The sequence below is a fragment of the Sphingobacterium sp. MYb388 genome (assembly GCF_037479535.1).
GTDB lineage: Bacteria > Bacteroidota > Bacteroidia > Sphingobacteriales > Sphingobacteriaceae > Sphingobacterium > Sphingobacterium anhuiense.
The window spans coordinates 383763-397013 of sequence record NZ_JBBGYV010000001.1 but is presented as its reverse complement, the minus strand read 5'-3'; the positions used below and the strand labels follow the sequence as shown (position 1 = coordinate 397013).

The following is a 13251-nucleotide window of genomic DNA, read 5'->3' as shown; positions in this document are numbered from 1 at the left end:
TCGTTATCATTCAAATGAGATTAACGCATAGAAAAATATTCTGCAATAGGACCTAAAGCTAATGCTGGGAAAAATGATAATGCAGCTACAATAATGATTACTGTAAATACCAAAATCCCAAAAGTTGCTGTATCTGTCTGTAAAGTTCCCTCGCCCTCAGGAATGAATTTTTTCTTAGCCAACAAACCTGCAATTGCTACTGGTCCGATAATCGGCAAGAAGCGTGATAAGATCAAAACGATACCAGTGCTGATATTCCACCAAGGTGTATTATCACCTAAACCTTCGAATCCACTTCCATTATTTGCCGATGATGATGTATATTCATATAAGATCTCACTGAAACCATGAAAACCAGGATTGTTTAATGTTGATGCCCCTTGTCCGGGAAATGCGGTTGCTAAACCTGCACTGATTAAGATTAGAAATGGGTGAATCAATGCAATAATCATCGCAATCTTCATTTCTCTAGCTTCTATTTTTTTCCCTAAAAACTCAGGTGTGCGTCCCACCATCAGTCCACTGATAAATACAGCAAGAATAATGAAGATGAAAAAGTTAAGGATACCAACTCCTGCACCTCCATAAAAACTATTTATCATCATTGCTAATAATTCATTCATTCCGGAAAGTGGCATTGAACTATCGTGCATGGAATTAACAGATCCCGTTGAAATCACTGTTGTCACAATACTCCAGAATCCAGATGTTGCTGCACCAATTCGTATTTCTTTTCCTTCCATTGCACCTAATGACTGATCAATTCCCAAACTCGTTAAAGCAGGGTTACCATCCATTTCCATCTTGATATTGGGAATTGCCAACATCAAAAATCCTACAGTCATCACGGCAAACATCATCCAGGACAATTTTCTCCTCTTGATAAAATAACCAAAAGCAAATATCATGGCAAATGGTACGATCATCTGCGCCGCCATTTCTACCATATTGCTTAAATAGGTCGGATTTTCAAAAGGGTGAGCTGAATTGGTTCCAAAAAAACCACCACCATTTGTTCCAATATGTTTGATTGCAACAAACGCTGCGGCAGGTCCTCGCGATACTTCAACGGTATCACCTTGCAGACTTACAATCGTATCCTTACCCTCAAACGTCATGGGTGTTCCTTGAAAAGCAAGTATAATAGCTACAATAAAGGATAATGGAAGCAGAATTCGTGTACAGGATTTTATAAAATATTCATAAAAATTACCTAAATCTGTAGCTGTTTTATCTCTAAAAGCTCTAAAAAGAGTTACTACCGCAGCCATACCAGTACCTGCACTGACAAACTGTAAAAACATCAACCAATATTGTCCCAAATAACTCACCCCAGTTTCACCAGAGTAATGTTGTAAATTACAGTTAACAACAAAAGAGATTACCGTGTTGAATGCTAAATCTGCTGTCATGCTTGGATTTTGATCTGGATTTAAAGGTAATCTTCCTTGCGTCATCAGTACCAGCATTCCCACCAGAAACCAAATCATATTGATGGTGAGCATCGCAACCATATGCTGCTTCCAACTCATTTCAACTTTTGGGTTTATACCTGTTAGTTTATAAAATAATCTTTCAATCGGATTGAAAACGGGATCAAAGATTGTCTTATTTCCAGCAAATACTTTCGCAATATATTTCCCTAAAGGAATTGCTAAAGCGATCGTACCAAGAAACATGACGATTATGGCTATTATTTCTGTATTCATAATTAAATTTTAAATATTATTTCATTCACAGTTTGATTGTTAAAACTGCTCGGGCTTTAGTAATACATACACGATGTATGCAAACACGCCTACTGCTACTATGAGTAATGCTATCATCGTTTGCTATAATTTTAATTTTCCATTATCGTTTTGAGGTATTCCTTCCTCAATTCTTTTGGCAATATGGCCAGATGCTTTTTTAAACTTGCTGGACTTTCTTCTATGGACAGCTTAGTCAGAAATTCATTTTCGATCGCATTACGTGTATATTGGTTTCCTCCCTGATATATCAAATTCACCACTTTTGCAATTTCTTCGGCGTCTGCATACTCATATTCATTACCTGAGTTCATCTTTTTTAAGCATTGTTCGGCTAATTTCCCTAATACGATATAATCAGCTACGGTATGATCGCCTAATTCTTTATCTGAAATCCAATTACTGGACTCTGGTATCCATTCTTCCAGGGTACTTATCATTTTTGTTTTCATTCTATTATTTTTTCATTTGTTGATGACTGCTCGAGTAGTACATAATAGCTGCTATATTTCAAGATTATCTACTTCTTGGCTTCACCTTAAATCTGATCAAAAAAGTCAATTGATTTAAAAAACAGTGCAAAACAAATTACACCGACAAGTGTCAATATTATGGCTATCATCTTTATTAATTTATGTGCTGAGAATATCTACAAATTTTACAAGCGCAAAAGTCACAATTGCAACAAAGGCAATTTTCAATAGTCCGGACGTTATGCCGGATTTCCAGTACCTGTCGTACTGCCTGATTTTTTTCCATTTTGAATTTAACATGAGTATTCATTTTGGAAGTGCTGGATGCCAATTTTATTCCAAGTCTAATAACAGGAAAATAAAATACAGAATAATAGCAACTTAAGACAATAACGCAAATAATTAAAAACAGAAAAACCTATCAAAATGATAGGCTCATTATCATAATAGAAGGAATTTTAAGAGGTATGATGCAGAGTGATATAAGGTTAAAAGGAATTTTTACAGAGAATTATTACACTGCTCGAAAGTTGTAAGGAACAACATGTCTGAAAGAGCCAAGAATAGTGGCATTATAATGAAAGTAATATAAAAATGGCCGTATAATGAATATAAGGCCGATATACAGATAAATTGGTATTAACGAGATCCAATTGACATCCCTATAACAACAATTGGATTTTTTTATCTTAAACTATAAACTTCTAAGTTCTCTAAGGAATAGTCTATTCCTTCCAGAATCAGTTCAATACAAGTTTGAAATATACTTAACAAAGTAATTATTAAACAATCATCCGAGAGGAAGATAACAATATGTAAGGCCTCCGTAAGACCAGAGACCTCTAGCTCATGATATTAATTTATACTCTTCAATCTTACGATAGAGTGTTGCAATACCAATTTCCAAAAGACGAGCAGCCTCTGCTTTGTTTCCCTGAGTATGGTGTAGTACTTTTTGAATATGCACTTTTTCTACACTTGCCATGGAGAAGGCAGATAACATTTTTACACCTGAATCAACAGCTATACTAGCAAAAGGAAGCGTGTCAACACACAATACATCATTATCTGATAAAATCACACTACGTTCTATGCAATTTTTAAGTTCACGAATATTTCCTTTCCATTGATGGTTTTCCAATGCAGTAATATATTCAGGCGAGATTTGTAATTCTTTTCTCTTAGCACGCAAAGAAAAGATTTGTGTAAAATGATTTGCCAATAAATGAATATCTTGCTTACGTTCACGCAGTGCTGGCAAATAAATACTGAATACCGAAAGACGATAAAATAAGTCACTTCTGAAATGTTCATTTGCTATTTCTTCTTCCAAATTACGATTCGTAGCTGCGATAATACGAACATCTACACGTGTTACTTTTGTTTCTCCAATTTTTAAAAATTCGCCAGTTTCTAATACCCTTAAAATTTTGGCTTGCAATTCCACTGGCATTTCGCCGATTTCATCAAGAAAAATAGTGCCTTTATTTGCCTCTTCAAAAAGTCCTCTTTGATCTTTCATTGCACCGGTAAAAGAACCGGCCTTATGCCCAAATAATTCACCTTCCAATAGTTCTTTACTAAAAGCAGCACAATTAATGGCGACAAAATTAAACTTACTACGGTTACTTGCCTGATGTATCGCTTGTGCAAACACTTCTTTTCCAGTTCCTGTATCACCTGTTAATAACACTGTTGTATCAGTAACAGCAACTCTTTTTGCTAAATCAATTGCATTTAAGATTGGTTTCGATTTTCCGACAATCTTGTCAAAGGAATAGCGGTCTCCTAGCTGTTTTTCGAGTTTTTGAACTCTTTTTGCCAATGCTACCTTTTCGCTTGCATTATTTACTAATGGAATAATCTTATTGTTATCGTCTCCTTTGGTAATGTAATCAAAAGCTCCATTTTTAATTGCCTGTACGCCATCCGGAATATTTCCATATGCTGTCAACAAGATAATTTCAATTAACGGATACTTCTCTTTTATTACTTTTGTGCTATCTACACCACTTCCGTCGGGTAATTTAACATCACAGATTACAACATCAATATCTTGCTCTTCCAAGCGTTTCAATCCTTTCTTTAAATCTGAAGCTTGAAATACCTCAAAGCCTTCTAGGGTAATAATTCTAGCAAGTAGTGTACGAATCTTTTCTTCGTCGTCGATGATTAGGATAGTGCTCAATGATTAAATTTTAGATATCAAACTTAAGTAAATTTTAGGCGAAACTTAGTATGTATATCAGATACAACTTGTACCTAACGACCAAAATGATCATAGTTATCAGTTGCAAACTTTTCAAAACGTGTTAATAGGGCGATATTATCACGTTCCAATTGCGTTAGCTCTTTTGTTACATCATTGGAAACCGGCACATACCAATCCACCGGATCAAAGAATTGACGCACATTAATTTTAGTAAAAGCATATCCATGACGTGCAAAAATAGTATTTCGAATAATCTCTAAATCCAACTTCTTCAAATTTTTTAAATCGGCTTCTGTGAGCTTTGTTTTGGACGCATTTAGCGTATATACAACAGGCGATGCTGCACGATATAAATCATTAATAAAGGTGTAAGTTGAATCTCCGTCTGCCATCGTCTTTGTTTCCTTTTTTGACGCATACCAATCAATTAATGGTTCGCTATTTTCATCATTAGGTAACATGAGATTAGCATTATAAACGAACTGTTTTTTTATTAATTTGAAATTCCGTTTTTTCACATTTACACTTTGATCAAATGCTGTCCAAGATCCCTCTAAAGTATCTTTATTCAATTTGAACTCAAATCTTCCGTCAGATTTTTTATCTCCGGGCTCATCCAAGATAAAGGTGATCAAATTTCCATTTTCTTCTATTTTCCCTACCAAAGGTCTTAAATTTCCTTTAACCACATTTTGCGCAATGACTGTATCAGCTGTGATTCTTTTAATTGTCAAATTAATTTTAGGACTATAATCGAATTCCGCAGGAAATTCGCCTTGCTTTTCAAGAATTTCTTCCGAAACTTTTTCATCTACAGTAAAATCGCCTACCCAATTTCCATATAATTCTGGATGAATCTCATTTTCGACCATAGCTCCCGCAACTGATTGGTCTGAAGATTTTTTATCTGTTTTACTATTACAAGAGGTTAGCATGACGAATGCCAGTGCCATATAGAAAAGTCTTTTCATATTATTTATTACAGTTAATTATCCATTCTGCAATTAGTAGATTTGGAATCCAGCCTAACCAGGCCACCAATTGGTATAGGTCCATGGGATAGGGATGAAAGAAATAAACTAATACAAGTTTCCAATAGCGCAAAGTTAATGCCGAACATGTCAATGCAAAACTTCTGATCATAAAATTTTTATGCGCTTTAAAATCTCCCGTTTTTGCTTTTAGAACAGCTTGAAGTGTAAAGAAAAACCAAAATATTGCAAGTAAGGTAAAGGCAATTTGAGCAACTGGTCCACCGTTAGCTTGCATTGCGATTAAAAAACCAGAGGGTGCTGCAACAATTAAAATAGCACCAACATATAAATAACCAAATGCGCTATGTAAACGTGGGTATGTTCTTAAAATGGTGCTATTAAATTGAGTAAATCCAGCTGGAAGCGCTAAAATTGCAAAAGTAACATGGGCATAAAACACATATCTGTACCAGAAGATCTCCGTTATTTCAGTCTGTTTAATCTGTAAAAAAGAAGTATCTAATTCAAAATTTCGATATTGCCAAATAATTTCTGCCATTAGGATACAGCTATACCCAAACAGTAATAATAGTACTAAATTACCAATGATTTTTTTCCAACCCAAAGTCATCTCTTCCGATTTGATTTAATTAAGGTAATTTAAAAAATTACCTTAATTTTCAAAATTTCACTTAACAACCAATGGTAATGCCGTTCACAATAACCGCTTCTTTCTTTACGACCACGATACCATCACAAACAGCATAAGTCTCATAATCTCCATCTTTAAGATGCTTCCCTCCTTTTATACGAACATTATTACCAATACGACAGTTTTTATCTAGGATTGCATTTTCAATATAACATCGTTCACCGACGCCTACTGGCGGAGGTGCCTGCGTACTTCCTAATTCCAAAACTTCCTCCAGTTGTTCATAATAATCACTACCCATCATATAGGTGTTTTTAATCACTGTACCATGTCCTATACGGGAGCGAATACCAATGATTGAACGCTGAATTTTATCGCCATTAAGAATACATCCATCTGCAACAATTGTATTGTTTAATGTAGTTCCTGATATTTTAGAAGGAGGCAACATCCGTGCTCTTGTATAAACTGTTTCATTAAACAAATTAAAATCAGGGATATCATCGGTTAAACCAATATTTGCTTCAAAAAAAGAACTAATTGTACCAATGTCAGTCCAGTACCCATCAAATTGATAACTCAGTACATTTTTGGAATCTATACTTTCAGGAATGATTTCTTTCCCAAAATCCATACCTGGATTTTCTTTGAGTAAGGAGGCCAATACTCCTTTTGAAAAAACATAAATCCCCATAGAAGCTAAATAATGTCTACCGCGCTTATCCATCTCTTCTGATACTTCGGACCCCCAGTTTAACAGTTCTTCTTTATTAGGCTTTTCTATAAAGGAGGTAATAACATTATTTTCATCCGATTTTAAAATTCCAAATCCTGTTGCATCTTTACCAGTGACAGGAATAGTTGCAATGGTGACATCTCCTTTGTTTTTAACATGAAAGTCGACTAATGCAGCATAATCCATTTGATACAATTGATCACCTGAAAGAATAAGTACATAGTCATAATCGACATTCAGCAGATTTTTCTGTGTTCTCCTCACAGCATCAGCTGTTCCTTCGAACCACCGATCGCCTTCATTATTTTGATCTGCAGCTAATATATCTACAAATCCTTTACTAAAAATACTGAAATTATAAGCGTTTTTAATGTGCTTATTTAAAGATGCCGAATTATACTGTGTCAGAACAAAGATTTTATTATATCCGGAATTTAAGCAATTCGAAATCGGAATATCCACCAAACGGTATTTACCAGCAATTGGTACAGCTGGTTTTGAGCGCTGTTCGGTCAAGGGATACAAACGAGTACCTCGTCCACCCCCCAAAACAATAGAGACTACTTTGTGTGACATATTATTTCAATAATTTAGTGTACAAATCCAAATATTTTTGAGCTGACTTATTCCATGAAAAATCCAAATGCATTTCCCTTTTTCTAATTTCTGACAACAAATCGGCCTGGTTAACTATTTCTAAAGTCCTTATCACACCCTGTACTGCATCTTCAACATGTGCTTCGGGAAATACGATACCGTATCCACCTGTATCTTTCACATCAATAACTGTATCTTTGAGCCCGCCAATACCTCTTACGACTGGAATTGTCCCATACTGTAGGGCATATAATTGGTTTAATCCACAAGGCTCCACTCTTGAGGGCATCAATAACAGATCTGTTGCTGCATATACTTGATGTGCAAGTGATTCATTATACCCAAAATAAACTGCAAGCTGTTTTGGGTATTTTTCTAAAACCTGTTGCAAAGCATCCTGAATATCTTGATCTCCTGAGCCTAAAATAAATATACTCATTTTGGATTTAATATTTCCCAAAAGTTGATCAATTATTTCAGCTAATAAATCTGCTCCTTTTTCTATAGCAAATCGGCCTATAAATGACATTAATGGTAAAGAAGGATCTAATTTATACTGTTCACATAAGCTTTTTTTATTTTGTGATTTACCTTTTTCAACTGTATTAAGATTATAATTCGAATCAATTAAAGTATCTAACTGCGGATTCCAATAATCTGTATCGATCCCGTTAACAATGCCGATTCCTTTTTGCGATTCGGATGCAAACAAAGATTGTAGACCATTTGCTTCGATAAATAATTCTTTTAGATATCCTTCTGAAACCGTAGAAAATGCATCGCAACATTTAACCGCTGCTGCCATGGGATTAATTACACCATCCCAATCAAGCAATCCCCATTGCCAAGTATCGAAACTTGGCAATAAAATACCTTTACTCCAATTCATCCAGCCTTGATACTGTCCATTGTGAACTGTAAAAAGTGTTTTAACATGCGAAAACTGTTGAAATTCATTACTGTATTTCAATAAAAAAGGAACCAATCCGACATGATGATCATGACAATTGATCAAATCGGGTTGTATGCCATCTGCTTTTAACCAATGTAAAAAAGCATGTTGAAATGACAGCCATTGCTCAGATTCATCAGGGTAACAGTATACTTCCTCACGATCTAATTTACCGGGTATGCGAATGAGATATAATGGAAATCCGAGCAGATCATTTGCTTCCTTCAAAATTTCATAATGCAATAATTCCGATCCTTGATAGAAAGCTCCGGAGGCAATATGATCAAACTTATTTTCTTGTGTAAATTTTCGATTGTACCAAGGCATAACAACGGATGCGTCAACACCAAGTTTACGCTGATATTTAGGTAAAGCTCCCAATACGTCTGCCAGTCCGCCTACCTTTGCTACCGGAAAACATTCAACACTTAAATGTATTACTTTCATTATGCTTTTCGTTTTAATATTATACCTCCTAAAGGTGGTAAAGTTATCGTTATCGATTGCTCAAAACCCATCCAGTGAATATGTGTTGAATTGTAAGCTTCGCCGATCAGTCCACTCCCATTAAATTCTAATTGATCTGAATTCAAAATTTCTTCCCATACGCCATTTTTTGGTATACCTATCCTAAATTCTTTTCTAACAACTGGGGTTAGATTTAATATGACTAATAAGTTGTCTTTTTCTTCATATCCCTTGCGTAAATACGCGTACACGCTATTGGTATAATCTCCTTGTTCTACCCATTGAAACCCATCGCCTACAAAAGCTTTCTGATAAAGTGCAGGTTGACTTTTGTACACACGATTTAAGGCGGTAACAAATCTAAGCATACCTTTATGTGGCGAATAATCCAGTAAGTGCCAATCCAAAGATTTGTTTTCATTCCACTCTGCTGTTTGTGCAAATTCATCACCCATAAATAACAGTTTCGTCCCGGTTAATGTAAACATATACAAATAAAGTGCTCTTAAATTTGCGAATTTTTGCCATTCATCACCCGGCATCTTATACAAAAGAGATTTTTTTCCATGCACAACTTCGTCATGAGATAAGGGCAACATAAAATTTTCATGATATGCATACACAGTTGCAAAAGTCAATTTGTGATGATGATATCGGCGATTAATAGGATCTTCTTTGAAATAATCTAACGTATCATGCATCCAACCCATCATCCATTTCATGCCAAAACCTAATCCTCCTACAGATGTTGGATTACTTACACCTGGCCAAGATGTTGATTCCTCTGCGATGGTATGAACATCTGGGAAATGATGATAAACAGCTTCGTTAAATTCTTTTAAAAACTCTACAGCTTCCAAATTTTCTCTTCCTCCAAATTTATTGGGTTCCCACTCGCCTTCATGACGCGAATAATCAAGATAAAGCATGGAAGCAACGGCATCCACACGCAAACCATCCACATGATACCGGTCCAACCAAAAGAGCGCATTACTAATGAGGAATGATCGCACTTCGTTTCGACCATAATTAAAGATATATGATTTCCAATCTGGATGAAAGCCCTTTCTTATATCTTCGTGCTCGTAAAGGAAACTACCATCGAAACGATATAATCCATGAGCGTCACCAGGATAATGTGAAGGTACCCAATCTAAAATTACACCGATATTATGCTTATGTAAAGATTCGATCAAATACATTAAATCTTGTGGTCCCCCATAGCGTGAAGATGCAGCAAAATAACCCGCAATCTGATAACCCCAAGATGGATAAAAGGGGTGTTCCATAACAGGAAGAAACTCGACATGTGTAAATCCTGTTTCTATTATATAGGGAACTAATCGATCTGCAATTTCGCGATAGGAAAGCAAACGATCGGGATCTGAAGGATCACGTTGCCAGGACCCCAAGTGCATTTCATACACCGACATAGGTTTATCCAAACTATTAAACTGAGCTCTTTGTGACATCCAGTTTTTGTCCTCCCACTCATACCAAGTTGTACCGACAATTGACGCAGTTTGTGGTGGTAACTCACTAATCAACGCAAAAGGATCAGCTTTTTCCAATTGCTCTCCTGCCATCGAATTAATATGATATTTATATACTTCTCCTATTCCAATATTTGGAATAAATCCCTCCCAGATACCACTTCCGTCCCAACGCACATGCAAAAGGTGTGTATAAGGATTCCAGCCATTGAAATTTCCAATGACGGAAACTTGACTTCCATAAGGTGCCCACACGGCAAAATAAACTCCTGATTGACCGCTATACTCAACAACATGAGATCCAAATTTCTCATATAATTTGTAATGTCTTCCAGCTCTAAATAATGATATGTCGAATGCTGTAAGTAACGAAAATACTTCTACTGGTTGACCCATGATCAGATTAGGTGTTAGGTTTAATAATCGTAAATTATGTTATAATTAAGTTTCTGAAATCTTTTTCTACTTGGATGTAATCATTGCCTGATTCATCTTTTAACAAGTTGAGTTCAACACCATCTGCCTTAACTGTTCTTACTTCAAATGGAATGCCGATCAGATAAATTTTGTAATCATCAAATCTTTCATTGTAAAGTCCTTCCACTTGTTGCAGTATCACTAAGCTATTATCTGTCCCTTCTAAAAGGAAGTGTTTTTCAGCATAGACACTTTGTTCATAAGCAAAGGTATCGCCATGATCAGCATAGGTATAAGAGTCAAACTTACCTCTACTGAAATAAACATTCAATTTCAATGCATCAATTTTTTGCTGAAATGTATATTGCATCACGGGATATTCAGGAATTATACTTCCTCCTTTTACAAAAATCGGCATTTCATCTAGGGGAGTATCAATAGTATGTTCCTGTAAACCTACATATTTCTGTAAATTGAAATAATAATACCATTCTCCTTCTGGAAGATAAACCACTTTATTCTTTTGTCCAGGATTAAGAACAGGTGAGACTAAAATTTTATCTCCGAAACAAAACTCTTCCTCTCGTATTAAATTTTTAGGGATATGTTGTTCCACCAAGGAAATCGGTCTTAAAATAGGTTCTCCATAACGATGTTGTTGCCAAAAAATGGTATAGATATAAGGTAGTAATTTATACCTCATTTCAATAAATTTCTTACATATTGCTTCCCATTCAGGGCCAAAACTCCATGGTTCACGGTCGCGGGTATCACCTGCGGAATGTACACGCATGAATGGAGAAAAGACGCCAAATTGCATCCAACGTGTAAACAATTCTCCATCCGGTTCTCCTGTAAATCCTCCAATATCGGTTCCGCAAAAAGAAAGTCCCGAAACGGATAATCTCTGCAACTGCAAAAGACCAATACGAAGATGTTCCCATGTTGCAATATTATCTCCGGTCCATACCGAAGAAAAACGCTGTGTACCCGAATACGCTGCTCTCGTGATAGTAAAAGGTCTTTTATTTTTATATAGCTTTTTTAAACCATCATATGTAGCACGTACCATCTGCATGCCATATATATTGTGCGCTTTCCTGTGGGAACCTCGATAGCCATCATAGTTATGTCTTACGTCATCCGGAAATGTACCTCTTCCAAAAACAGCAGGTTCATTCATATCGTTCCAAAATCCAGCAACTCCGTCATCAACCAAGCCTTTGTATAAAGTACCCCACCATTCCCTTACAGTTGGATTTGTAAAATCGGGAAACTGACATCTTCCAGGCCATACAAAACCTTCCATAAAATAATCATCACCTCGACGACAGAAATATCTATTTTGCTGTCCTTCCTTGAACACCCAATAATTTTCATCAACCTTAATACCAGGATCTATCATAACCACTGTTTTAAAGCCGTTGGCGGCCAAATCTGATATCATTTTTTTAGGATCCGGAAAATATTTTTTGTCCCAGGTGAAACAGCGATAGCCATCCATATAATCGATATCGAGGTAAATAGCATCGCAAGGAATTTCTCTTTTTCTAAATTCTGCTGTTATATCTCTTACATTCTGCTCAGGATAATAACTCCATCGACATTGATGGTAACCAATCCCCCATAATGGAGGCATATAATGGGTTCCAGTGATACTATGATAACGTTTTACCACATCGATCATATTTGGGCCATGAATATAATAATATTGCATCTCACCGCCTTCGGACCAGAAGCTTGTACGTTGTTTATTTTCTGAAGCAAAATCGAAGAATGTTCTGAATGTATTATCAAAGAAAATACCGTAGGCTTCTCCACCAGTCACTCCGATATAAAAAGGAATTGTTTTATAAAGGGGATCTTGATTAAAAGCATAGCCGTAGGTATCCGAATTCCAGTTTTTAAATCGTTTACCTCGAAGATTTAAATTGGTGGCTTTGTCTCCCAGGCCGAAGAAAGCTTCATCTTCATGTGCCTTTTTACTGCAATATACATAATAACCGCCAAAGTCTGGATTTTCCTCCCAATGCATTGGTTTATCATCGGTATTGAATACTTTACCTAAAAAATCTTGAAATGAAACCAAAAAATCTGCTTTACGGATAGCGCAGATCACTTTATTTGTTTTGACGTAATAACTTGTTTCATCTTCATCTACAGAAAACGATACTGCGTGCTGATCTGTATCGATAACAGCATAAGAAAAGTCATCTAAAAAAGATCCTTGAGGAGCCAAACGAACGCGAATAATTTCATCAGAAACTATTCGAATTTCCACTTTAGCAATACCATCTGTAAAATAAAATGTATTCCGATCCTTAGAGCATGCTCTTACTCTAGCCAGGTATTTTTTCTCTATAGTAGGAAGGTCTAATACAGGATTATTAACATGATGTACATTATCTTCAGACGAGTTTGCATCTAACAGATCATTTGCAATTTCCTCTTTTTTTATCGAGTCTCCCATAGTATTTATCTTTAAATAATTTAATCAGTTTAAGCTGAACTTAAATTACGATAAATAAT

Annotated in this window: 10 protein-coding genes; all 10 read right to left on the bottom strand. The window is 35.8% G+C overall.

What is annotated here, in order from left to right; translation table 11 throughout:
- Positions 1-20 precede the first annotated feature (20 nt).
- The 10 genes from kdpA to WH188_RS01750 all read right to left on the bottom strand — a co-directional run bounded on the left by kdpA (position 21) and on the right by WH188_RS01750 (position 13192).
- The gene (gene kdpA / locus WH188_RS01790) at positions 21-1709 is read right to left on the bottom strand and encodes a potassium-transporting ATPase subunit KdpA (RefSeq protein ID WP_339423172.1); all 1689 of its coding nucleotides are present in this window, start codon (positions 1707-1709) and stop codon (positions 21-23) included.
- 39 nt (positions 1710-1748) lie between these two features.
- Positions 1749-1826: a K(+)-transporting ATPase subunit F gene (gene kdpF / locus WH188_RS26240; RefSeq protein WP_084825336.1), complete on the bottom strand. Its 78-nt coding sequence runs from the start codon at positions 1824-1826 to the stop codon at positions 1749-1751.
- A 14-nt stretch (positions 1827-1840) separates the two neighbouring features.
- Positions 1841-2200: a DUF7674 family protein gene (locus WH188_RS01785; RefSeq protein WP_132771819.1), complete on the bottom strand. Its 360-nt coding sequence runs from the start codon at positions 2198-2200 to the stop codon at positions 1841-1843.
- A gap of 868 nt (positions 2201-3068) precedes the next feature.
- The gene (locus WH188_RS01780; RefSeq protein WP_132771820.1) at positions 3069-4409 is read right to left on the bottom strand and encodes a sigma-54-dependent transcriptional regulator; all 1341 of its coding nucleotides are present in this window, start codon (positions 4407-4409) and stop codon (positions 3069-3071) included.
- Positions 4410-4483: 74 nt separating this feature from the next.
- The gene (locus WH188_RS01775) at positions 4484-5404 is read right to left on the bottom strand and encodes a YARHG domain-containing protein (RefSeq protein ID WP_339423171.1); all 921 of its coding nucleotides are present in this window, start codon (positions 5402-5404) and stop codon (positions 4484-4486) included.
- A gap of 1 nt (position 5405) precedes the next feature.
- The gene (locus WH188_RS01770) at positions 5406-5966 is read right to left on the bottom strand and encodes a DUF2306 domain-containing protein (RefSeq protein WP_339423170.1); all 561 of its coding nucleotides are present in this window, start codon (positions 5964-5966) and stop codon (positions 5406-5408) included.
- A 133-nt stretch (positions 5967-6099) separates the two neighbouring features.
- Complete coding sequence (locus WH188_RS01765; RefSeq protein WP_021188128.1) at positions 6100-7371, bottom strand: glucose-1-phosphate adenylyltransferase; 1272 nt, start codon at positions 7369-7371, stop codon at positions 6100-6102.
- Between the two features lies 1 nt (position 7372).
- Entirely contained in the window at positions 7373-8791 is a 1419-nt protein-coding gene (locus tag WH188_RS01760; RefSeq protein ID WP_339423169.1) for a glycogen synthase, read from the bottom strand.
- Positions 8791-10701, bottom strand: a complete 1911-nt coding sequence (gene glgB, locus WH188_RS01755) for a 1,4-alpha-glucan branching protein GlgB (protein ID WP_339423168.1) — start codon at positions 10699-10701, stop codon at positions 8791-8793. Before glgB ends, WH188_RS01760 begins: the two co-directional genes overlap by 1 nt.
- Before the next feature lie 34 nt (positions 10702-10735).
- Positions 10736-13192 (bottom strand): glycoside hydrolase family 31 protein, encoded by a 2457-nt coding sequence (locus WH188_RS01750; protein ID WP_168128191.1) that lies wholly within the window; start codon positions 13190-13192, stop codon positions 10736-10738.
- Positions 13193-13251 lie beyond the last annotated feature (59 nt).

Excerpts from the sequence above, each read along its gene's own strand:
- kdpA (WP_339423172.1), bottom strand. The coding sequence starts at position 1,709 with ATGAATACAGAAATAATAGCCATAATCGTCATGTTTCTTGGTACGATC.
- kdpF (WP_084825336.1), bottom strand. The coding sequence starts at position 1,826 with ATGATAGCATTACTCATAGTAGCAGTAGGCGTGTTTGCATACATCGTG.
- WH188_RS01785 (WP_132771819.1), bottom strand. The coding sequence starts at position 2,200 with ATGAAAACAAAAATGATAAGTACCCTGGAAGAATGGATACCAGAGTCC.
- WH188_RS01775 (WP_339423171.1), bottom strand. The coding sequence starts at position 5,404 with ATGAAAAGACTTTTCTATATGGCACTGGCATTCGTCATGCTAACCTCT.
- WH188_RS01770 (WP_339423170.1), bottom strand. The coding sequence starts at position 5,966 with ATGGCAGAAATTATTTGGCAATATCGAAATTTTGAATTAGATACTTCT.
- WH188_RS01765 (WP_021188128.1), bottom strand. The coding sequence starts at position 7,371 with ATGTCACACAAAGTAGTCTCTATTGTTTTGGGGGGTGGACGAGGTACT.
- WH188_RS01760 (WP_339423169.1), bottom strand. The coding sequence starts at position 8,791 with ATGAAAGTAATACATTTAAGTGTTGAATGTTTTCCGGTAGCAAAGGTA.
- glgB (WP_339423168.1), bottom strand. The coding sequence starts at position 10,701 with ATGGGTCAACCAGTAGAAGTATTTTCGTTACTTACAGCATTCGACATA.
- WH188_RS01750 (WP_168128191.1), bottom strand. The coding sequence starts at position 13,192 with ATGGGAGACTCGATAAAAAAAGAGGAAATTGCAAATGATCTGTTAGAT.